The organism is Phyllobacterium sp. 1468, from assembly GCF_031455525.1.
Taxonomy (GTDB): domain Bacteria; phylum Pseudomonadota; class Alphaproteobacteria; order Rhizobiales; family Rhizobiaceae; genus Phyllobacterium.
Genome location: NZ_JAVDSX010000006.1, coordinates 238,020 through 259,727, shown reverse-complemented (window position 1 = coordinate 259,727; position 21,708 = coordinate 238,020). Strand labels below are relative to the sequence as shown.

18 protein-coding genes are annotated in these 21,708 nt (G+C 57.2%); 14 read left to right on the top strand and 4 right to left on the bottom strand.

Annotation, left to right across the window (positions count from 1 at the left end; all coding sequences use genetic code 11):
• Positions 1-15: 15 nt before the first annotated feature.
• Positions 16-1,065: a class 1 fructose-bisphosphatase gene (locus tag J2X72_RS17885; protein WP_210002948.1), complete on the bottom strand. Its 1,050-nt coding sequence runs from the start codon at positions 1,063-1,065 to the stop codon at positions 16-18.
• A 117-nt stretch (positions 1,066-1,182) separates the two neighbouring features.
• Between J2X72_RS17885 and J2X72_RS17880 the strand changes: the two genes are divergently transcribed.
• From J2X72_RS17880 to J2X72_RS17840, 9 genes are all read left to right on the top strand, one after another.
• Positions 1,183-2,121 (top strand): LysR family transcriptional regulator, encoded by a 939-nt coding sequence (locus J2X72_RS17880; protein WP_310074053.1) that lies wholly within the window; start codon positions 1,183-1,185, stop codon positions 2,119-2,121.
• Between the two features lie 123 nt (positions 2,122-2,244).
• Positions 2,245-2,775 (top strand): FecR domain-containing protein, encoded by a 531-nt coding sequence (locus J2X72_RS17875; protein WP_210002946.1) that lies wholly within the window; start codon positions 2,245-2,247, stop codon positions 2,773-2,775.
• Between the two features lie 6 nt (positions 2,776-2,781).
• Positions 2,782-4,647 (top strand): adenylate/guanylate cyclase domain-containing protein, encoded by a 1,866-nt coding sequence (locus tag J2X72_RS17870; RefSeq protein ID WP_310074048.1) that lies wholly within the window; start codon positions 2,782-2,784, stop codon positions 4,645-4,647.
• 66 nt (positions 4,648-4,713) lie between these two features.
• On the top strand, positions 4,714-5,067 hold the full coding sequence (locus tag J2X72_RS17865; RefSeq protein ID WP_210002944.1) for a DUF1428 family protein: 354 nt from the start codon (positions 4,714-4,716) through the stop codon (positions 5,065-5,067).
• A 211-nt stretch (positions 5,068-5,278) separates the two neighbouring features.
• Positions 5,279-6,097, top strand: coding sequence for a cytochrome c oxidase subunit II (locus J2X72_RS17860; protein ID WP_310074046.1), 819 nt, complete (start codon positions 5,279-5,281; stop codon positions 6,095-6,097).
• Positions 6,098-6,146: 49 nt separating this feature from the next.
• A complete protein-coding gene (gene ctaD / locus J2X72_RS17855) occupies positions 6,147-7,925 on the top strand; it encodes a cytochrome c oxidase subunit I (protein WP_210002942.1) in 1,779 nt (592 codons plus the stop codon).
• Positions 7,922-8,626, top strand: coding sequence for a cytochrome c oxidase subunit 3 (locus tag J2X72_RS17850; protein ID WP_310074045.1), 705 nt, complete (start codon positions 7,922-7,924; stop codon positions 8,624-8,626). The genes ctaD and J2X72_RS17850 overlap by 4 nt, the downstream gene beginning before the upstream one ends.
• A 10-nt stretch (positions 8,627-8,636) precedes the next feature.
• Entirely contained in the window at positions 8,637-9,359 is a 723-nt protein-coding gene (locus J2X72_RS17845; RefSeq protein ID WP_310074043.1) for a heme-copper oxidase subunit III family protein, read from the top strand.
• Between the two features lie 11 nt (positions 9,360-9,370).
• The gene (locus J2X72_RS17840) at positions 9,371-9,718 is read left to right on the top strand and encodes a cytochrome C oxidase subunit IV family protein (protein ID WP_310074041.1); all 348 of its coding nucleotides are present in this window, start codon (positions 9,371-9,373) and stop codon (positions 9,716-9,718) included.
• Between the two features lie 58 nt (positions 9,719-9,776).
• Here the strand turns inward: J2X72_RS17840 and J2X72_RS17835 are convergent, their stop codons facing one another.
• Both J2X72_RS17835 and otsB read right to left on the bottom strand, forming a co-directional pair.
• The gene (locus J2X72_RS17835) at positions 9,777-10,625 is read right to left on the bottom strand and encodes a DUF2189 domain-containing protein (RefSeq protein WP_210002938.1); all 849 of its coding nucleotides are present in this window, start codon (positions 10,623-10,625) and stop codon (positions 9,777-9,779) included.
• A 162-nt stretch (positions 10,626-10,787) separates the two neighbouring features.
• Positions 10,788-11,558 (bottom strand): trehalose-phosphatase, encoded by a 771-nt coding sequence (gene otsB / locus J2X72_RS17830; protein WP_310074038.1) that lies wholly within the window; start codon positions 11,556-11,558, stop codon positions 10,788-10,790.
• A gap of 149 nt (positions 11,559-11,707) precedes the next feature.
• Here otsB and J2X72_RS17825 point away from each other — a divergent pair, with 149 nt between their 5' ends.
• Positions 11,708-13,108, top strand: coding sequence for a trehalose-6-phosphate synthase (locus J2X72_RS17825; protein ID WP_310074036.1), 1,401 nt, complete (start codon positions 11,708-11,710; stop codon positions 13,106-13,108).
• 5 nt (positions 13,109-13,113) lie between these two features.
• Positions 13,114-15,768 (top strand): malto-oligosyltrehalose synthase, encoded by a 2,655-nt coding sequence (gene treY, locus J2X72_RS17820; RefSeq protein ID WP_310074034.1) that lies wholly within the window; start codon positions 13,114-13,116, stop codon positions 15,766-15,768.
• A gap of 3 nt (positions 15,769-15,771) precedes the next feature.
• Here treY and J2X72_RS17815 read toward each other — a convergent pair whose 3' ends face one another.
• Positions 15,772-17,529 carry a cation:proton antiporter gene (locus J2X72_RS17815; RefSeq protein ID WP_210002934.1) on the bottom strand — a complete coding sequence of 586 codons (1,758 nt, stop codon included), beginning with the start codon at positions 17,527-17,529 and terminating at the stop codon, positions 15,772-15,774.
• A gap of 385 nt (positions 17,530-17,914) precedes the next feature.
• Between J2X72_RS17815 and J2X72_RS17810 the strand changes: the two genes are divergently transcribed.
• The 3 genes from J2X72_RS17810 (at position 17,915) to J2X72_RS17800 (ending at position 21,609) form a co-directional block, all read left to right on the top strand.
• A complete protein-coding gene (locus tag J2X72_RS17810) occupies positions 17,915-18,664 on the top strand; it encodes a GntR family transcriptional regulator (RefSeq protein ID WP_310074031.1) in 750 nt (249 codons plus the stop codon).
• 70 nt (positions 18,665-18,734) lie between these two features.
• Entirely contained in the window at positions 18,735-20,267 is a 1,533-nt protein-coding gene (locus J2X72_RS17805) for a putative N-acetylmannosamine-6-phosphate 2-epimerase (RefSeq protein ID WP_310074030.1), read from the top strand.
• 16 nt (positions 20,268-20,283) lie between these two features.
• Positions 20,284-21,609, top strand: coding sequence for a sugar ABC transporter substrate-binding protein (locus tag J2X72_RS17800; protein WP_310074028.1), 1,326 nt, complete (start codon positions 20,284-20,286; stop codon positions 21,607-21,609).
• Positions 21,610-21,708 lie beyond the last annotated feature (99 nt).

Genomic DNA, 21,708 nt, shown 5'->3' with positions numbered 1-21,708 from the left:
GATTTCTTCCTCCACTCAAACCCTGAACAGGCCACGCTTGCTGAACAGCGGCGCGCGTTCGCCGATGTTGCTGGGCTCGGTGTGATACCGGCTGATACGGGCTACTTCCCTCGCCGAACCGAAGATGAATGGCACACGTTGATGCATGGTCTTCGGTGTCAGATCGAGTATGCGGCTCGCCGTGTTGGTCGCGGCGCCGCCCGCCTGCTCGATGAGAAAGGCAATGGGATTGGCCTCGTAGACGAGACGTATGCGGCCGTCGCCATAGCCCTTGCGCCTGTCTCCCGGATAGAGAAACACGCCGCTGCGCATGAGGATCCGGTAGGTTTCCGCGACCAGGGATGCGATCCATCGCATATTGAAATCACGCTCGCGCGGTCCTTCGCTGCCCTTCAGGCAGTCATCAACATAGAGCTGCACCGCCTCGTCCCAATGCCGGTAATTGGCGGCATTGATGGCGAATTCGTAGGCACGGTCGGGAATAACGATACTCGCATACGCCTGAACGAACGTTCCGAGCCGAGCCGAAAACACGAAGACATGCGTGCCGCTGCCAAGCGTAAGTACCAAGGCAAGTTGCGGCCCGTAAATGAAGAAACCGGCAGCGAGCTGGCGATCGCCTTTCTGGAAAAACGATGCGCCAGGCTCGCTGTCCGGCTGGCCTGCCACCGGGAGGATGGAGAAGATTGTCCCTATCGAGACATTGGTGTCGATATTGGATGAGCCGTCGAGCGGATCGATCGCCAGCGCCAGTGGCGCGCTTGGGTCGAGCAGGGCCGGGTGCGCGAGTTCCTCGGAGCCGTAAAGTGCTACAGGCGCTTGACGCATCGCCTCGAGGAACATGTCGTCTGCGAAGATATCGAGGTCCTTCTGTGCATCGCCATCGGCATTCCTGCCGCCCTGGCTGCTGGCGAAGGCCTTGCCGAGCGCGCCTTGATTGATCGTGTTACGGATCTTGACCGCAGTCAGGGACAGCTGGCGAACGACCAGCGAAACGGAAGTGCGCAGCGTATCGCCGCTCTCCGCATAGGATCCAAGAAAGGCATCCAGTGTTGCCGTGGTCATGGTAGTCCTCCCTGTCCGATTATCTCCGGATCGGACTTCGAACATGGAACCATGCAGACCGCACTTAGTAAAATTTATTATATTTACGTACTCGATAAATTCCATTAACTGCTAGGCATGCGCAATTTGAATTTGAAACAACTGCGGGCGATACAGGCGATCATGCAGCACGGCACGATCGCCGCAGCAGCCAATGCGTTGGGCCTGACGCCTCCGGCGGTAACCATCCAGCTCAAACTTCTTGAAGAAGATGCCAATATCATCCTGTTTGACCGCACGAATGAGGGCCTGCGGCCGACCGCCGCCGGGCTGGCCTTTCTCGATGCTGCGCAAATGGTCGATGAACGGCTGCGCCTGCTTGAAGACGAGATCGATGCGATAAAGGGGTTGCGCATCGGCAGTCTGACCCTCGGAGTCGTATCAACGGCAAAGTATTTCGCGCCGCAACTGATGGCGATTTTTCGCAAGGAACACCCGGATATCGCGATAAAGCTCGCTATCGGCAATCGCGCCGAGACGATTGACGCGCTGAAGAGCCACGCAGTCGATCTCGCCTTGATGGGCCGACCGCCGAAGGACGTGCCGTTGCGTTCGGCGGTTTTCGGCGATCATCCGCTGGTTATGATCGCCGCTCCCGATCATCCGCTCGCCAGGTGCCGCGACATCACCAAGGAGCGCATCGCGCAGGAGCATTTTCTCATCCGCGAACCGGGCTCCGGCACGCGCATATCGCTGGAGATTTTCCTGAGCGAACTGCCGGGCCGGCTTGACGATCTCGGCACGGAAATGTCGTCGAACGAGACGATCAAGCAGGCGGTGATGGCCGGTCTCGGCATCGCCTTTATTTCCGCTCACACGATCGCGTTGGAGCTCGATGTCGGCAGGCTCGTGATGCTCGACGTGATCGGCATGCCTATCCGCCGCCAGTGGTTTTCGGTCATGCGCACTGACCGGACAATGTCACCGGCCATGCGTGCATTCCAGGATTTTCTCAGCCGTAAAGGCGCACAGTGCCTGCCGGCGATCGACCGGCTATACCCGGCAACCGAGGTTTAACCCGGTTTGATGATGCCCGTACCGACGAGAAAACCTTATCAGCGCTTTGAAATGCCCTCCGTAGGTTCTATATTACGGATGAGACCGCGCCTATTCTGGTGCCGGTGAACGGGGGCAATTTCCATGGACTCAATGGCGGGAATCTTTCGCGCGGCGGTGGCCATTGGCTTTGTTTTTGTGCTCGGCACAGAAATTGCCTCGGCACAATCGGCCAATTCCGGATGCGCACTGACGCAAGTCGGCGGGACCGGAAGGCAGATATTGAAATGCCGTGGCGGCCTCACCATTACCGCTGAGCGCGGGGCACGGTACACATTGCTGGACCGCAGCCGGGACGGTGTCGTCGATGCGGTTCGGGTCCGGAGCAAGGCGATATTGCTCGATGCTCCGAAGTCGCCGTCCGGATTCGTGGTCGACACACCGCAGGCTATTGCGGCGGTCCGGGGTACGAAATGGGCTGTCGATGTCAGTGCGGGCAAGACCGCGGTTTTCGTTGTCAGAGGTGCGGTCGGCGTCAGGCGGCAGGATGCGCCCGCAACTGTCGTGCTCGGCCCCGGTGAAGGCGTTGATGTCGACGAAAGCAGCAGCGCCCTTGTTGTAAAGCGGTGGCCCCAACCTCGCGTCAACGCATTGATGGCGCGTCTCGGTCAATAATCACCCATGTCCAGTCGTGCACGGCAGATACTGGTCGCACTGATCCTTGCGGGCATGTGGGGCGCCGGGCTCGGCCTGATGCACATCAGGGGAAACACCTGGTTTCTGGAGCGTGTCGAGGCTACCTTCGCCGATCTGCGCACCAATATCCGCGGCAAAAAGCCGGCACCGGACGCTGTAACAATCATAGCCATTGACGACCCGACAGTGACGCTGGTCGGGAGTTATCCTGTTCCCCGTTCGACGCTGGCTGCTGTCATCGACGCAATCGCCGAGCTCAAACCAAAAGTCATTGCCCTGGATTTGCTTCTGGTGGATCGCGGCCCGGAAGATGGCGACCGGAAGCTCGCGGAGTCGCTGAAGAAGGCGACGACACTTCTGGCGGGAGCGGCCGTGTTCGCAAGTGGCAAGCAACTGATAGAGCCCGCTCACGACGACGCACTTGATCGCATTCCTGATGCTGTCAGCTTGTTGCTCCCGCAGCAGGAGTTTGCCGATATCGCGGCAGTGGGCATTGTGAACGTCGCAACCGACCAATCCGGAACGCCGCGATTCATCCCGATGCTGTTCAAGAAGGGTGACGAGGTCCAGCCGTCCTTTCCACTGCGTGCGGTTGCGCTTGCCTCCGGCGTCGACCCCGTATTCGAGCCCGGCGGCATCGCACTGGATGAACGCCACATCCGCACCGATATCGGCCAGTCGTTTCCTCTGACCTTTTACGGCCCTAGGGGTACGATAAAAACGATCAGCGCCACTGCCGCGCTGGATGGTCAGCTTGAGGCCAGGGACATTGCCGGCAAGATCGTCGTGCTGGGGACGACGGTGACCGGCGGCGGCGACGTGTTCCCGACACCATTCGATCAGGTGCTTCCCGGCGTGGAAGTGATTTCAACCGCAATAGCGCAACTCGTAGCGGGCGATGCCACAGTCCGCGATCGTCATATCCGGCTTATCGATGCAGGCTTTGCTGTCGGCCTGCCAATCGTTCTCGTGGGACTGCTTGCCTGGCGGCGCAGTATCATCGGCCTGGCCACAATAGTCGCGGTGGTCTGCGCATGGCTCGTCATCAATATGGTCGCATTTGCAGACGGCATCTGGCTCAGTGCCGCAATTCCTATCGCGGCTGCAGTCCCCCCGCTCCTCCTATTCGGAGCAAGCCAGCTCTTGCTCGATCGCCGCCGCGCGCTGCATTTTGCTCGGCAGAGCGCGATGCTGCAAAGCGTGCAGGCGCCGGGACTTGGAAAATGGCTGGCAAGAAACCCCGATTTTCTGGCCGAGCCTGTTCGCCAGGACGCCGCCGTGGTTTTCATCGACCTTTCCGGATTTACCGGCCTCAGCGAGGTTCTTGGGCCCAATGCCACGCGCGAATTATTGAACGGCTTTTACGAGCTGGTCGACGAGGAAGTCGCGGCCTGCAATGGAACAATTACGAGCTTCATGGGCGACGGCGCGATGATACTTTTCGGCCTCCCCAAACCTGATCCGCAAGATGCGGCCAATGCCACACTCTGCTGCATAAGGCTGTCCAACAGAACGAAACTATGGCTCGCCTCGCTTCCCCCATCCACCGCGTCGCGCATCGGGTTCAAACTGGGTGCACATTTCGGCACAGTGGTTGCTTCCCGTCTCGGCGGCGGCGATCGCCAGCAGATCACGGCGACCGGAGATACGGTCAACGTCGCCAGCCGGCTCATGGAAGTGGCCAAGAAGAACCACGCGGAACTCGCGCTTACGACCGATATCCTGCACATGGCGGGGCCGGACAGCGAGCCGTACAAGACTGGCGTTCTGAGCGGACCGCTCGAAACGGAAATACGGGGACGCTCAGGCTCGGTTACGATCTGGCTGTGGCGCAGCAACGACAAAGTTTGAACGGCGATGTAGGATTTCTGCTTGCGCCAACGTCCTTTGGCCGTGTCAATCAAGTGGAGGTTTTCTATGTCCTATGTCGATGGTTTCTTACTTGCCGTTCCGAAAGCGAAGCTGGAAGCCTACAAGGAACTCGCTCGTACGGCAGGAGAGGTCTGGAAAGAGCATGGCGCGCTCGCCTTTGTCGAATGCGTCGCCGACGACGTCCCCTATGGTGAGGTTACTTCGTTCCCGCGGGCTGTGCAGGCAAAAGACGACGAGACTGTCGTCTTTTCCTGGATCGTCTATGAATCGCGCGAAAGGCGCGATGCCATCAATGCCAAGGTGATGGCGGACCCTCGCCTGAAAGGCGACGTCGCCAACATGCCCTTCGACGGCAAGCGTATGATCTTCGGCGGATTTGCGCCCATCGTGGAGCTGTAGCGGACCAGTATTCCGACTCTCAACCCCGCGCCGGCGATACCGGCGCGGCGGTGGGACGACAGTAATTTCCGGCGACGTTTCCGATATTCTGTGCACCGATACCTTCGATGAGACGACTACCTGTATTTCTCGTTTATGAAATGCTAGGGTGAGGTTCTACGGATTGCGAGTTCATGTCCACAGCCGATTCCGGCAGGGAGGGGACAATAGAATGGCTGTAGTCTTTATTCTTGCTTTTGTTGCAGTTGCGTCGGTCTTGTTTCATCTTTTGAGTCCCTGGTGGTGGACGCCGATCGCGTCCAATTGGCAATACATCGATAATACAATCATCATTACTTTCTGGATTACCGGTTTCGTGTTCGTCGCGGTGGTATTGTTCGTCGCATATTGCGTCTGGCGCTTCCGGCACAGGCCGGGAAACCGCGCGCATTATGAACCGGAAAACAGGAAGCTCGAATTCTGGCTCGCCACGGTCACCACCATCGGCGTTGTCGCCATGCTTGCGCCCGGTTTGTTCGTGTGGAACCACTTCGTTAAAGTGCCGAGCGATGCGACCGAAGTCGAAGTCGTCGGCCAGCAATGGCTATGGAGCTTCCGGTTGCCTGGAGCCAATGGCAAGCTCGGAACGTCGGAAACTCGCGATATCACCGCAGAAAATCCGCTCGGCGTGAACAAGAACGACAGCGCAGGTCTCGACGACATCATCATTCAGGGCGGCGAACTGCATCTTCCGATCGGAAAGCCTGTGAAGATGGTGCTGCGCTCGGTCGATGTCCTGCATGATTTCTACGTGCCGGAATTCCGCGCGAAAATGGACATGGTGCCCGGCATGGTCACCTATTTCTGGATTACGCCGACACGCACTGGCACGTTCGAAGTCCTTTGTGCCGAGCTTTGTGGCGTCGGGCACCCGCAAATGCGTGGAACCGTAGTAGTCGACAACGAGGCCGACTACCAGACATGGCTTCAGCAACAGCAGACATTCACACAGATGATGGCGGCATCCGGAGAACCACAGACGGCACAGTAAAAACGGCACCGCTCTTCGGGAGAAAGAGCGAACACAGGGAGGGCAGTAGATGGTCAATATTCCATCCAGCATCAACGACCCCATTCCGGCAGCGGAAGTCGAAGATGTGGAGCTTTATCACCCGCATAGCTGGTGGACGACCTACGTCTTCAGCCAAGACGCCAAAGTCATCGCCATCCAATATTCGTTGACAGCCATTTCGATTGGCCTCGTTGCGCTAGTGCTTTCTTGGCTGATGCGGCTGCAACTTGCTTTTCCCGGCGTTTTCACCTTCATCGATGCCGACCGCTACTACCAGTTCATCACCATGCACGGCATGATCATGGTGATTTATCTCCTGACTGCGCTCTTCCTCGGCGGTTTCGGCAATTACCTTATCCCGCTGATGCTCGGAGCACGGGACATGGTGTTCCCGTACGCAAATATGCTGAGCTACTGGATCTACCTTCTTGCCGTGCTTGTTCTTGTGGCGGGCTTTTTCGCACCTGGCGGCCCAACGGGCGCGGGCTGGACGCTTTATCCACCGCAAGCGGTGCTTTCCGGCACGCCGGGCGGGCAGGATTGGGGCATCATCCTGATGCTGAGTTCGCTGATCCTGTTCATCATCGGCTTCACCATGGGCGGGTTGAACTATGTCGTCACGGTTCTGCAAGGGCGCGCGCGCGGTATGACATTGATGCGCATGCCCTTGACCATCTGGGGGATTTTTACCGCGACGGTCATGGCGCTGCTCGCCTTCCCCGCCCTCTTCGTCGCCTCCGTCATGATGTTGTTCGACCGCGTCCTCGGCACAAGCTTCTTCATGCCCGCAATCGTCGAGATGGGAACACAGCTGCAACATGGCGGCGGCAGTCCCATCCTTTTCCAGCATCTGTTCTGGTTCTTCGGCCATCCGGAAGTCTACATCGTCGCCTTGCCTGCCTTTGGTATCGTGTCGGACCTCATCAGTGTTCATGCCCGCAAGAATATCTTCGGGTACCGAATGATGGTCTGGGCCATCGTGATCATCGGTGCGCTGAGCTTCGTTGTCTGGGCACACCACATGTATGTCAGCGGCATGAATCCCAATTTTGGGTTCTTCTTCGCCACGACGACGCTGATCATCGCGGTTCCCACCGCGATCAAGGTCTATAACTGGGTTCTCACGCTATGGCGCGGCGATATCCACCTGACGATACCGATGCTCTTCGCGCTCGGCTTCATCGTTACATTCGTCAATGGCGGATTGACGGGACTGTTTCTCGGCAATGTCGTCGTGGACGTCCCGCTTTCCGATACGATGTTCGTCGTTGCACATTTTCACATGGTGATGGGCGTTGCGCCGATCATGGTGATCTTCGGCGCGATCTACCATTGGTATCCAAAGATCACCGGGCGAATGTTGGATGAAACCATGGGGCGGATTCACTTCTGGGTAACGTTCCTCGGCGCCTATCTGATCTTCTTCCCGATGCACTATCTCGGTCTGCTGGGGGCTCCGCGCCGTTACTACGAACTCGGCGAATCCGTGGTCAACCCGCCATCGGCGCATGATTTGAATATCTTCATCACCATGATGGCGCTGACTGTCGGTGCCGCACAAGTCCTGTTCCTGTTCAATGCCGCCTGGAGTCTGCGACACGGAAAAGACGCGGGGGGAAATCCCTGGCGGGCGACGACGCTCGAATGGCAGACGCCAACGACGCCGCCGCCGCATGGCAATTTTGGCAAGGAACTGCCAGTCGTCTATCGCTGGGCCTATGATTACAGCGTTCCCGGCGCTCCCGAGGATTTCATTCCGCAGAATGAACCAGATCCTGAAAACCGATCGCGCGAGCACGCGTCATGAGCGCTATCCTGATCTTCCTGGCGGGGCTGGCGTCGATCATCATCTGGTGGATGGCGCAACAGCGGCTGACGTCCAAACCATGGCTTGAGTCCGCACGAGCCAGTGACTTTTCCCCGATTACGCGGTCACAGATACCAACTGCAAAAATCGGCCTCGGCGTATTTCTCGCCGTGGTCGGCGCGTTGTTCACACTTTTCATCAGTGCTTACTTCATGCGCATGGGGTTGCAGGATTGGTGGGCCATTCCCCTGCCCGGCGTGCTCTGGGTCAATACGGCTGCGCTCGTTGTGAGCAGCATTGCCCTGGAGATGGCAAAATCCTCGGCACAGCAGAACGATGCCAACGCCATGAAGATCGCGCTTCTGGCAAGTTTCGTCACAGCGATCGGTTTCCTGGCCGGACAGTTGTTCGCCTGGCGCGAGCTGGTGTCTGAGGGCTATGTCCTCGCCGACAATCCCGCCAACAGCTTTTTCTATCTGATCACGGGAATGCACGGGCTGCATATTCTTGGTGGTCTCCTGGTCCTAAGCCGGACAACGTTCAACGCATGGCAAGGCGAGCCGCCAAAAGAGGCGCGGCTCAGCATCGAACTCTGCGCGATGTACTGGCATTTCATGCTCATCGTCTGGCTGGTCATTTTTGCGCTGTTCGCAGGCTGGGCCAATGATTTCGTCGATATCTGCCGGCAACTGTTGACCTGAGGATGTGACAATGACCGACGTCGTGGAAACCGAAACCAGAATATCCCCGCCCCGGCCTGACGGCCTGCGTGGCTTCGCTTCCGACTGGGCCTCCGACCAGCGAACATTCAAGAATGTCTCCTGGGGGAAGGCCATGATGTGGATCTTCCTTCTCAGCGATACGTTCGTCTTCGGTTGTTTCCTGCTGGCCTATATGAGCGCCCGCATGTCGACCACTGTTCCCTGGCCCAATCCGAGCGAGGTTTTTGCGCTGAATATCGGCGGAACGGAAGTCCCCCTGATTCTGATCGCCATCATGACGTTCGTTCTCATCAGCAGCAGCGGTACGATGGCTATGGCCGTCAATTTCGGTTACCGGCGCGACCGGCGCAGGACGGCGCTATTAATGCTGCTGACCGCCTTGTTTGGTGCAACGTTTGTAGGAATGCAGGCTTTCGAATGGACCAAGTTAATCTCCGAAGGTGTTCGTCCATGGGGGAATCCCTGGGGCGCTCCACAGTTTGGTTCGACTTTTTTCATGATCACCGGCTTTCACGGTACGCACGTCACAATCGGCGTCATCTTCCTGATCATCATAGCCCGTAAGGTCTGGCGCGGCGATTTCGACACGCAGAAACGCGGCTTCTTCACCAGTCGGAAGGGCCACTATGAAATCGTCGAAATCACTGGTCTCTATTGGCACTTCGTCGATCTGGTCTGGGTTTTTATCTTCGCTTTCTTCTATTTGTGGTGAGGGCTCCAATCATGACACAACCGGCAACGCAACCGGCAATTCAAACGGAACATCAAGAGCACCCGATCAAACTTTATCTCGTCGTCTGGGGTATGCTTTTCGTCCTGAGCCTCTTCTCGTATATGGTCGACTACCTCGGTCTTCAAGGCTATCTGCGATGGTCGCTTATCCTGCTTTTCATGATCCTCAAGGCCGGGCTGATCGTCGCGATTTTCATGCACATGGCGTGGGAAAGGCTGGCGCTTATCTATGCCATCATTCTCCCGCCGCTTCTCGTGCTCGTGTTCGTGGCAATGATGGTTTCGGAATCCCACTACGTCCTGTCGAGCCGGATGACCTTCTTCGGGACCGGACCGTAAAGTTTCTCATAGGCATGAAAAAAAAGCGGCACCCGCAGGTGCCGCATTTTTTGTTCATTCAAGCCTTTCTGCGTGGTCTTGGCATCGCGATGTTCTGTACTTCCACGCTCGGGAGCGGCGCGACGACCTTGCGGTAAAGATGCCATGTCGCATGACCGAGTACCGGAATGAAGATCGCCAAGCCGACGAACAGCGTCAAGAAGCCGACGAAGAGCAGCGCGGCCACTATCAAGCCCCACAATAGCATCGGTATCGGATTGGCAAGGACGGCCTTGATCGATGTTACGACGGCCGCCAGCGCACCTACATCCCGATCGAGGAGAAGCGGAAAGGTGATCACGCTGGTGCAGAGGACAACAACGGAAAAGACAAATCCAATGGCGTTACCGAGGATGATCATCCGCCAGCCTTCGGATGTGTTGAACACCTGGTTAAGGAAGGCACTGATAGACTCCGGCGCTGCGGGACCGAACAAGCTCACGTAAAGCGCCTGTGCGGTGAGCAGCCATACGATGAAGATTGCAAAGAGAAGTATACCGACGGCGAAGATCGATGGCATGGCAGGCGATCGCCTGACCTCAAGTGCGTGCTGCCATGATGTATCGAGACCGAGTTCGCGCCTGCGGCTGATCTCATAAAGACCGATCGCTGCAAACGGACCGATCAACGCGAAACCCGACATCAGCGGAAACAGGATCGGCAGCGCGTTGGCTCCCGACGACCAGCGCGCCAATACCAGGCCGGCGACAGGATAAATCAGGCATAGGAAAACATAGTGGGAGGGCTTTTCCCAAAAATCGTCGAGCCCCTGACGAAGCGCAGCAAACACATCTGCCACACTGATTTTACGCACCTCAGGATAGGCGCTGGTATCATTTGCGCCAGCGATCACATGAAATTGTGCCATGAGCAATTCTCCCAATCTCGTTTCGAGCGGGAAAGGCACCAGTGGTACCATGCTAGAGGCGGTACCAACGGACCCAAACCTGCACAAGACAAAACATACGCGAATCGGAAAAATTAAGCCAGAGACAATAGGCCCTCAGGGTGGTCACGCGGCAGCGCAAAATCATTGCGGAGCCACCATCCTGGCGATCCATGATCGAACGGCAGCTGCAGAGTCCAGCTTGAATTCGGCAACGCTCTTGAAAGGCGGGTCACCCACTCTTACCGAGCGTCCGCCTGTTTCTTTGGCAAAGCGGAACATGGTCTCGTCGGTCAGGTCATCGCCCATGACGAGAAGCTTCCGCCCTGCATAGGGTGCGGTCTCCATGAAATGCGCGACTGCCATGCCTTTGTCGGTTCCGGCAGGCCCAATTTCGATGACCATCTTGCCGTCCTGGCGCTTCCACCCGTAACCGAGGTCCTTGACCAGGCCATCGACCGCATGCGTCGCGGCAATGGCCGCTTCCGGCACCTGCCTGTAGTGTACAGCGAGCCCCAGGCCTTTGTCCTCGATCACCATACCCGGCCATCGGCTCGCAAATTTCTGCAACACCATGCGCGGCTGATCGAGGGCTGCTGCCTCCATCCCCTTCCTGAGAATTTCTGCATTTTCCCTGCGGATTTCCGCGCCATGAAGCCCTGCGACGGTGAAGTGGTAGGGTTCAAACATCGCATCAACTGCAGCGATGGAACGGCCCGTCACAAGCGCCATGGCACCATCCACCTTTTGCGAGAGCTTCATGAGTTGAAGCGGTAACTCTGGGGGAATAACGATGCTTTCAGGCGTTGCCGCCAGATCAATCAGCGTGCCGTCAATGTCGATGAAAAGCGCCCAACCTTTCAGATCGTCTGGCAGTGGGTGGCTTGCATTGTCAACCGCCGTGCTCGGCTGCATATCTGTTTCCTTTGCGTGAACTCTCATATTTGGAGAACTCAACCGGCCCGGAATCGTTCAATCAAAGTTGACGTGCTACCACTTTTTTGCGGAACCATCATGGATTGAAGGCGTTGGGTAGAGTCCTGATTGCATGCAAGGGACATTTTATGGGACGGCTAGTCGTAATCTCAAATCGCACGGCGAATTTGGGAAAGAATACTCAAATTGGCGGACTCGCTGTCGGTATCGTGGATGCGCTTAAAGCTCAAGGCGGCCTTTGGGCCGGCTGGGACGGAAGTGTCGTTGACGCCGAAGAAACCACACCAACCAAAATTCAGACCCACGGCAACGTCACGAGCCTGACCACCCCGCTGACGAGCCAAGAGCACGAAAAATATTATCTCGGCTTCGCCAACAAGGTCCTTTGGCCTGCCTTTCATTACCGCCTTGACCTGATGGATTACCGTATGGAGTTTGTGGATTGCTATTCGGCGACCAATGCGAAGTTCGCCGAGATGGTCAGTCCGCATCTGCGGGACGACGACGTTATCTGGGTGCACGACTACCATCTGATACCTATGGCTGCCGAGCTCCGCAAACGCGGCCACAAGAACAGGATCGGATTTTTCCTGCACATCCCGTTCCCCTCTGCGGACATCTTCTCCGCCGTCCCTCGCCACGAATGGCTGCGATATTGCCTGCTGCAGTTTGATCTCATCGGCTTCCAGACGATCAATGACGTCCATAATTTTCACCGCTACCTCAAAGAGCATTCCGACGCGGCAATCATTTCGCCGGAACTCGTCCGCGTCAACGATCGCACAATCCATATCGGGCATTTCCCCATAGGCATCGATGTCAAGGAGTTTGCGAAAGTGTCGGCCAGAACCGACGATACGATCGAACTCGAACGCATGCGCCGTACCGTTTTGAAGCGCTTCCAGGTCATTTCTGCGGATCGCCTGGATTATTCGAAAGGCCTGCCGCACCGCATGAAAGCCTTTAGAAAATTCCTGGAGATGTGTCCGGAATATCAGGGGCATGCGGACTACCTGCAGATTGCCTCGCCATCCAGGGAAGATGTTACCGCCTATTCCGATATCAAGGCCGAACTCGAACAGCTCGCAGGCGCGGTCAATGGCAGATTCGCGGATTTCAACTGGGCCCCTGTCCAATACATCAACCGCAATATTCCAAGAGAAAAGCTGGCCCCTCTGTTTCGGGCAAGTCTGATCGGGCTGGTAACGCCGTTGCGGGACGGAATGAACCTTGTGGCCAAAGAATACATCGCGGCTCAGGACAACAAGGATCCAGGCATCCTGATCCTGTCCAAGTTCGCCGGTGCAGCCGAGGAGCTGAGCGAGGCGCTCATTGTCAATCCCTACGACATCAGCGAGGTTGCACACGCTTTGAAGACGGCCGTCACAATGCCGCTGGAAGAGCGACAACTGCGCCATCGCAAGCTTCTGAAGCGTGTCGTCGATCGCGATGCGCAATGGTGGCAGCGGGAATATCTCCATGCGCTGCAACATGGCGATCAGCACTCCGCCAATGAACGGGTTGCGTGAAGAATATGGCCTTACCCAATTCCGCCTATCGCATTCAATTGAGGAACGGACTGTCCTTCACTGATATAGCAGCGATCGTGCCATACCTGCATAATCTCGGCATCGACACGCTCACCATTTCTCCAATTTTCAGCTCGATCGATGTCGGCCGCGGCAAGAAATCGTATAACCCGACGAAGCTGGACAGGGACGCCGGGGGTGAAGACGGCTTCGTCGCCCTTGATTCTGCACTTCGCACGTTCGGTATGGGCCTCATCGTCGATATCAATCCAAACCAGCTGCCAGCTACCCACCACAATCCGTGGTGGTTTGATGTTCTCGAATGGGGAGCAAAGAGTCGTTACGCCGATCATTTCGACGTGGACTGGAAGAAACGCCTGGCGTTGCCTGTTTTACAGCGCCCGTTGATCGAAGAAGTCGAGGCCGAGGCTCTGCAGCTCAAATTCGATGCGAATAAACATGCCCTCGGAATCTCTTACGGCGAGGTCTTTTATCCGCTGCATCCAAAATCCTACGAAACTGTTCTTCGCGGCGTCGACAACGCTCTCTCGAATGATATCCTGGATGCTGTAAACGAGGCCGACCCGCAACGATCGGAGGAATTTCACGTTCGGTTGCGTGAACTCTACGACAACAGTGAACTCGCTCATCGTCTCGCGCTTGCATCACGGCTGAAAGATATCTCACAGGACATCTCGATGCTCGAAGACGTGCTGTCGATGCAAAAGTGGCGTCTTGTAACACGTCAGAAGGCTCGCCGCCGGATGAACTACCGCCACTCGTTCGAATCCATGCACTCTGTGGGCGTTCAAGTCGAAAAGACACAACCATTCAAGGATTTTCACGAGGTTCCACTCGATCTGCTCGAGATCAGCCAAGTCATCGGTTTTCGTGTCAACCAGATCGACGGTCTGGCTGATCCTGAAACATATTCGCAGGAATTGCGCCGGCACGCCGGTGACAAAGCCTATCTTGTCGCCGACAAGATTCTCCTGGACGGCGAACCTTATCCCGCTTCATGGCATGTCGATGGAACCGCAGGTTACGAGTTCATTTCGGTGACGGCGAACCTTATGGTGGATCATGCAAAGCTGGCTGCGCTCGAACAACTCTACAGCAGCAATATTGGTGCGCAAAGTACGCTCCACTATCGCGGTGCAAAGTCAGCTGTGCTGCATAGCAGATTTGCTGCGGAACTGCAGGCTCTGGTCGACCTGCTCATGGTGATAGAACCGAATGTAGCCGACGAGCTGGAGCTGAGACGCGCGGTAAGCGATCTCGTTATCGAACTTCCGGTTTTCCGGACCTATTCGAATGCGGCGGGAATTCTCGGATCCTATCGAGCCATTCTCCAGTCCACCATTTCCGATATCCTGGCGCGCCCCGACGCTGCCGATCCCGCTCCGCTGAAATTCGTACAACGCATATTGGAAGCGGCGAATGATCCTGACGGAAATATCGGCCAATTCATTGTGAGATTCCAGCAATTGACTGCCGCAGTCATGGCACAGGCAATCGAACAATCCTACCAATATGGCCGCGGGCCGATCGCGCTTGATGAAATCATTTTACGCTCGGGTGATGCCGGGGATCCGGTGCAGCTTTTCCACTCAAAGATGCTGCGCAAAGCCGAAGTTGCGCCGAAAGGCATGCTGGCGACAACGTTCTCCTACACCACCAAATTCGGCGAGGATGCGAGGATGCGGCTACTCGCTCTGTCCGAAGCGCCGGAAATCTGGTGCGAGGCGGTGGCACGCTGGCGCGAGCTCCATGCGGGCGATGTGGCGACGATCGAGGAAACGCTGGCGCCGGACCCTCAGACTGAATGGCTGATCTATCAAACCCTTGCTGCGATCTGGCCTTTGACGCTGCAGATCGACGATGAAAACAGCCTGCAGGCCGTTCGTAACGATCTTTGCGCGTTCATCCAGAAAGCGATAAGCGAAATTCAGAGAGATTCCTTCTGGACGGAAATCAACAAGCCCTATGAGTTGGCCGTAATGGACTACATCGACCAGCTTTTCGCCGACCGTCCTTTCCTCCTCGACTTCACGAAGACCATGCGGCCCTTCTGGATAGCCGGGGCGCTCAACAGTTTTTCGCAAACGGTCCTCAAAGCAACTGCTCCCGGCGTTCCCGTTATCTACAATGGAGCGGAATCCTGGGATTTCGCCGTATCGAATATCCCGGCATCGAATGACATAGATTTCGATGCGTTGACTGCCCGGCTTTCCTATGCGGACCAGTGCCCCTTGAACATTCTTCTGGAAGATTGGCACACGGGCGCCGTCAAACAGCGGCTAGTCGCCGCCCATCTTCGGGCGCGAAAGCGCAAGCCTGAGCTGTTCATCGGCGGCCAATACATTCCTCTGAAGGTCACCGGCAAGAAGCGAAAAAACGTTATCGCTTTTCTGCGCAAGCACGAATCCGACTATTGTCTGGTTGCCGTGCCCCGCCAATCCTTCGAAGCGGTGAAACGGTTTCACGAACCCTTCATGCCGATACCCGCGTGGGGCGACACCGCAGTGCATGTTCCAGCGGAAATCAATGGCAAGGAATTCCAGGACATCGTGACGGGAAATCGATTGACCCTGACGGACAAGTGTCTCGTGGCCGACGCGATGCGAGGATTTTCCACGCTGTCGCTGATGTCGGACTAGTAATTACGTCGCATCGAGAGACTTCTTGCGCTTCCTGCGTGAAACGTTCATCGCTTTTCTCTCTTTGGCCATATCGCTGACTGCGGTCCGAAGTGCGGGATGCTTCGACATGAAAACATTAAAATCCCGGCGTTCGAGGACCAGGAACTGACAAAAATCGACAGCGATGACATCCGCCGTCCTGCGCCCGCCGCTCAAAAGTGCCATTTCGCCAAAGAAGGAACCGGCCTGGAGTCGAACCGGGTCGTCCTCCAGTTGAACCTCTACGGCTCCCGAGGAAATGAAATACATACCGTCGCCACGATCGCCGATACGGATGACGCGTTCGCCGGGCGATGCCACCTTTGGCCGAAACAACAGGAGAAGCTCTTCCTGAGAGTTTTCATCAACCTGGGCAAACATCGGGAACGTCTCGATCAGTTGCTGCATTTCGAGCTGATGCTGCCTGTTTCTTTCATCGCTGATCTTCCGGATGCGCTCCAGTTCGCGGCAAAGTGCGTCATGCTTGCTCTTGCCGTATTGTTCGAACAGCGATGGCCACTTTCGACGAACGGCTTTTTGTAGCCAGTCGCCACCGAGCAGAACGAGTGGATTGACGGTGATCGACAGGATGGCACCGGCAAGGATCAGATCCTGTCCCTCACGCGGCAAAAGGCCAAGCGAAACACCGAGGCTGGCCAGAATGAAAGAAAACTCGCCGATCTGCGCCAGACCGGCAGCGACCGACAGGCCCATAGCGATCGGAAAGCGTAGGAGAACGACGATCAGAAATCCGATCAACGATTTACCAAAAATGATCAGCGCCAGCACGGCGGCAACCGCAAGCGGATCGCGGATGATGACATAGGGGTCGAAAAGCATCCCGACCGAAACGAAAAACAATACGGCGAACGCATTTTGCAGAGGCAGGGAGTCGGCCGCGGCACGATGGCTGAGATGCGACTCGCTCATGACGACGCCTGCGACAAACGCCCCGAGCGCAAAGGATACGCCGAAAATCTCCGCCGAGCCAAAGGCGATGCCGAGGGCAACGGCGAGAACGGAAAGCGTGAACAGTTCCGGTGAGCCGGTGCGGGCAACCAATGTGAGAATCCACGGAACGACCTTGGGCCCGAAATATATGGCCATCACCGTAAAAGCGCCGACTTTGAGCAGGGTTATGCCAATGGTCAATGTGATGGAGAGGCCGCCACCAGCCGTGGCGGCCTCTCCGGCTGCTACGTCCGCATGACCGCCCAAAACCCCCGAAAATGCTGGCAACAGGACCAAGGCGAGAACCATCGCCAGATCCTCGACGATGAGCCAGCCGACCGTCACGCGGCCATTAACGGTGTCCACCTGATTATGCTCCTCAAGCGCCTTGAGCAGGACCACGGTGCTGGCGACGGAAAGACTAAGCCCAAAGACGATACCCGCACCAAGACCCCAGCCCCATAAGGAACAAAGGCCGATACCGAGCAGGGTAGCAAGCAGGATACGCCCCAGGGCTCCGGGGACAGCAACCCCGCGAACCGCCAACAGATCGGAGGCGGAGAAATGCAGACCCACGCCGAACATCAAAAGGATAACGCCCATTTCCGCGAGCTGCGAGGCAAGCCCGCTGTCTGCGACGATGCCTGGTGTATACGGCCCCATCATGATACCGGCGACGAGATAACCGACGAGCGGCGGCAAGCGCAGACGATCGGCCAGATAGCCGAAGACCGCGGCAAACACAAAGCCGAAAGCAACCGTCGCTAAGAGTGAGACCTCTTGATGCACGTCTCTCTTTCCATGAATTTTGCGGGCTCTCGAAGCAGGATTTCACAAAAGGTCGATCCGCAGGAAATTGCAATAGATCGTTCGATTATGTTTGAACCCCCGCAGTTACAACTGGTCACACGTAAATTTCAATCCTGCGTAGCGAAAACCGTTCCGAATTCAAGGATACTCGCGCAAGAATCGGATGTTACCGTGCGAAAATGGCTCTATTCCATATAGGAACCCCACAGAAATGAGAACCTGCTGCGCAAAATCAGTTGCTTCGCGCTTTCCCGATCTCCGGCGATGGAAAAACCGTCAATGCAATAATACCAGTTGGATTTCCAAAAAAATAATGCAAGGGTGACAATCCAGCCCTTGGAAAGACCGCTGGCAAGGAGAGATCATGGAACGCCAGCAGCTGTTAGCGGAGATCCGGTCACGGATCGATGCGTTCGAAACGGGAATTCCCCTGCACAAGAAATTGAAGATGGCGCTGCAGGATCTCATCATCAGCAATCGCATCAAGCGGGGCTCTACCCTTCCGGGCGAGCGGGCGGTGGCGGAAGCTCTTTCGCTTTCGCGTGTGACCGTTAGGAAGGCCCTGGAACTTCTTATCCAGGATGGCCATTTGCGACGGCGGCATGGCGCGAAGACAGAAGTGAGCGTTCCCGTCGAAAAATCGCTTTCGACCTTGGCGAGCTTTTCCGAAGATATGGTTGCACGGGGGCTTGAACCCGGATGTATCTGGATTTCCAAAGAGATAGGCCGACCATCCCCGGCGGAAGCGATGGCGCTCGCCCTGCCGCCAAATGCAGACATCATCCGCTTGAAACGGATACGAACTGCTGACGGCCAGCCTGCCGCCTACGAGACCGCAGTCGTTCCGGCAAGGTTCCTGCCATCGCCCGAACTCGTTGGGGACTCCCTCTACGAGGCACTGGCAAAGCGCAATGCTTTGCCCCAGCGGGCCATACAACGGTTGCGTTCGCGGCCAGCTTCGGACCGTGACAGCGAGCTCTTGAAATGCGCGGCCGGCGCACCGCTGCTTATCATTGAGCGGCGTTGTTTCCTTGCCGACGACCAGCCCGTGGAATTTACCGAAACAAGATATCGCGGCGATCTCTACGATTTCGTTACGGAGTTAAGCCGCTAATACCAGTTTTTGACTGGTTGCAATCTGGTATGAACCGGATATCGTTCTCGCAACAAGCGAGGATTTTGAAGTGAAAATCGGGGATCTCGAACGTAGCCTTATCGTCTCCTGCCAGCCGGTTCCCGACGGCCCGATGGATCGTGCCGACATGGTCACGGCGTTTGCCTTGGCGGCGATCGCCGGAGGTGCAGGCGCACTCAGGATCGAATCCGTGGAATATGTGCGAGCGGTCCGCCGGGTGACGGACGCGCCCATCATCGGTATCGTTAAAAAAGATCTTGAAACGTCGCCCGTCCGGATCACGCCCCATGTGGCCGACGCGGTGGCGCTGGTTGCTGCCGGCGCACAGATCGTCGCGTTCGACGCGACACTGCGGCCGCGACCCGAGAACGTCGCAGATATCATTGCGGCGATCCACGCGAAAGGCGCTTTGGCGATGGCCGACTGTTCGTCGGTCGAGGATGGCCGCGCCGCACTGGCCGCGGGTGCCGATTGCGTCGGATCGACACTGTCCGGCTATACCGGGGGGCCGGTTCCCGATGCGCCGGATTTCGAGCTGATAGCCGGACTGCGGAAACTGACCCCCTACGTGATTGCGGAGGGGCGCATCCGGACGCCCGAGCAAGCGACGGAGGCACTTCGTCGTGGGGCACACAGCGTTGTCGTCGGCTCCGCCATCACCCGCACCGAGCATGTCACCTCGTGGTTCAAGCAGGCAATCGATACCGGGCGTGAACATGCCACCAATAAAGCCGTGCTGGCGATCGATATTGGCGGTACGAAGACGATGGCGTGTCTGGTCAGGGAAGGCAAAGTCATCGAGGAGGCGCAATTTGCTACCGACCACAATCTTGGTCCCGACGGCTGGATCGACGCTATCGCGGCCAAGGTGTCCAACTGGCGCGGCTCCTACAGGCGGGTTGCTGCAGCCGTTACAGGGATTGTCGTCGACGGAAATTGGCAGGCACTAAATCCGGCTACGCTCAATCTGCCGCACGACTATCCGCTCATCGACAGGTTGCGCAGTACGTTTGGCGTCGACGCAATTGCCGTCAACGATGCGCAATGCGCTGCCTGGGGCGAACACCGGTTCGGCGCCGGCGCACAAAAAGACATGGTGTTCCTCACGATCTCGACCGGCATTGGCGGCGGCATCGTCACTAACGGCCGGCTGTTGCAGGGAACCGCCGGTCATTTCGGACTATTTCAGGGCTATTTCGAATGCTCACACCGACCGCTCGAAGACAGCATTTCGGGCCACTGGATGCATGCGGAAGCCTGCAAGGCGGGCTATGAGCTAGAGGCGCCGGCCATCTTCGCCGCAGCGAGGTCCGGCGCGCCTTGGGCATCGCATATCATCGCAATTTCCGCCCGGCGACTAGCTGTACTCTGCCAGAACATACAGCTGGCGCTTGATCCGAAATGCATCGTCATTGGCGGCGGGATCGGGCTTGCAGACGGATATATCGATCAGGTTCGGGGGGCGTTTACATTTCCCAAAATATCGCTGCGCCCTACCCTTGTGAGTGCCGGCCTCGGCCGTCATGCGGGGGTTGTCGGCGCGGCGGATCTCGCCATTAAAAGTATCGGTCGTAACTCATAAATCATTGGAGGCTATAATGCTTAAACTAGCCAAAATCACTTTATCGGCTCTTGCACTGGTCACCACGTCCTTGGGTGCCGCCAACGCCGCGGTTACCGTTCTTGGCTGGCCGGGCGGTTCGGAAGAGACCGCGTTGCGCGCTGTCGCTGAAGCTTACAACGCACAAAGCGGCGTTGCCGACGCGGATAAGGTCGAGCTTCTTTTCTACAGCCGTGATGGCTTCTACGACAAGTTGCAGGCCGACATGGCAGCCGGATCGAGCGCCTTCGACATCAATCTTCTCGCGACATATTCGATCGGCCGCTACGCGTCCTACATGGAGCCGGTCGACCTTGGCCCGGATGCCGCCAAGGTATTTGGCGAGTCAGTTTTGAAGACCATGCAGTTCGATGGCAAGCAATACGGCGTCCCGACGGATCTCTCCCTGCATTTCATGTATTATCGCAAGGACCTTATCGACGCCCTGCTCGCCGACCCGGCAGCCAAGACCAAATATGCCGAGATCAGCGAGAAATATCTCGGCAAGCCCCTCGAGCCGAAAGCGGCCGACAGCTGGACGTGGGATGATTGGGCGGCGACCGCACTCTATTTCGCAAAGTCCGTAAATCCCGAAAGCCCCGTGCGCTACGGTACGGTGCTGCAGATGAAGAACCTCCTCTTCAATATCATGGTGTGGCAGTCCGTGGCCCGTGCCAATGGCGGCGACTGGATGGATGCTTCGGGTAATATCACCATCGACTCTCCGGCCTACCGGACGGCGCTCGAGCTTTACAAGAAGCTCTATGATGCGGGTGCTTCGCCGAAGGATTCGCTATCCTATGAATATGCTGAAACCAATGCCGCGTTCGGCTCCGGTCAGGTGGCGACGGCGTTGCAATGGAATGCTGCTGCCAGCGAACTCAGCGATCCCGCCAAATCTCCGGCGATCGCCGAGAATGTCGGTATCGTTGCACCGCCAGCGGGCTCCGCCGGTCGGGCTGACCATATTCACGGTCTCGGGCTTGGTATCAACAAGAACGCCAAGAACAAACCAGGTGCAGCGAAGTTCCTGCAATGGCTCGCGACCGAGGACGCAGCCTTGCTTTATGCCCGCAGCGGCGGTTCGCCTGCGCTCCTGCCGGATGTGGCAGCAAAGATTGCCAAGGAGCGGCCGGACCTGGTTACGCTCGGTCAATATGCCGGCGCCTATGGCTATGTCATGACGGGAGCCACCTCGGCCAATGCCTTCCCGGTTTACGAACTGCAGGCGAAGGAATTCACCGGCTACTGGTCGGGGCAGGAAACCCTGGACGAAGCGCTCGCCAACACAAAGGCTGGCATGGAGAAATTGCTGAAGCAATAGTTGCGCCGGTAGATGCGGATGAGTGCAGCAAATCCCCTTCTCTCGCGAGTTCTAGCACTTAGCAGGTGCTGAGATGCTGAAGGCGCCATCTCCCCCACA

What these genes read in the sequence shown, in the direction of transcription:
- treY (WP_310074034.1), top strand. Translation starts at nt 13,114, where the DNA reads ATGGCCTTACCCAATTCCGCCTATCGCATTCAATTGAGGAACGGACTG.
- J2X72_RS17800 (WP_310074028.1), top strand. Translation starts at nt 20,284, where the DNA reads ATGCTTAAACTAGCCAAAATCACTTTATCGGCTCTTGCACTGGTCACC.
- J2X72_RS17850 (WP_310074045.1), top strand. Translation starts at nt 7,922, where the DNA reads ATGAGCGCTATCCTGATCTTCCTGGCGGGGCTGGCGTCGATCATCATC.
- J2X72_RS17845 (WP_310074043.1), top strand. Translation starts at nt 8,637, where the DNA reads ATGACCGACGTCGTGGAAACCGAAACCAGAATATCCCCGCCCCGGCCT.
- J2X72_RS17880 (WP_310074053.1), top strand. Translation starts at nt 1,183, where the DNA reads ATGCGCAATTTGAATTTGAAACAACTGCGGGCGATACAGGCGATCATG.
- J2X72_RS17835 (WP_210002938.1), bottom strand. Translation starts at nt 10,625, where the DNA reads ATGGCACAATTTCATGTGATCGCTGGCGCAAATGATACCAGCGCCTAT.
- J2X72_RS17870 (WP_310074048.1), top strand. Translation starts at nt 2,782, where the DNA reads ATGTCCAGTCGTGCACGGCAGATACTGGTCGCACTGATCCTTGCGGGC.
- J2X72_RS17865 (WP_210002944.1), top strand. Translation starts at nt 4,714, where the DNA reads ATGTCCTATGTCGATGGTTTCTTACTTGCCGTTCCGAAAGCGAAGCTG.
- J2X72_RS17840 (WP_310074041.1), top strand. Translation starts at nt 9,371, where the DNA reads ATGACACAACCGGCAACGCAACCGGCAATTCAAACGGAACATCAAGAG.
- otsB (WP_310074038.1), bottom strand. Translation starts at nt 11,558, where the DNA reads ATGCAGCCGAGCACGGCGGTTGACAATGCAAGCCACCCACTGCCAGAC.
- ctaD (WP_210002942.1), top strand. Translation starts at nt 6,147, where the DNA reads ATGGTCAATATTCCATCCAGCATCAACGACCCCATTCCGGCAGCGGAA.
- J2X72_RS17860 (WP_310074046.1), top strand. Translation starts at nt 5,279, where the DNA reads ATGGCTGTAGTCTTTATTCTTGCTTTTGTTGCAGTTGCGTCGGTCTTG.
- J2X72_RS17810 (WP_310074031.1), top strand. Translation starts at nt 17,915, where the DNA reads ATGGAACGCCAGCAGCTGTTAGCGGAGATCCGGTCACGGATCGATGCG.
- J2X72_RS17875 (WP_210002946.1), top strand. Translation starts at nt 2,245, where the DNA reads ATGGACTCAATGGCGGGAATCTTTCGCGCGGCGGTGGCCATTGGCTTT.
- J2X72_RS17825 (WP_310074036.1), top strand. Translation starts at nt 11,708, where the DNA reads ATGGGACGGCTAGTCGTAATCTCAAATCGCACGGCGAATTTGGGAAAG.
- J2X72_RS17885 (WP_210002948.1), bottom strand. Translation starts at nt 1,065, where the DNA reads ATGACCACGGCAACACTGGATGCCTTTCTTGGATCCTATGCGGAGAGC.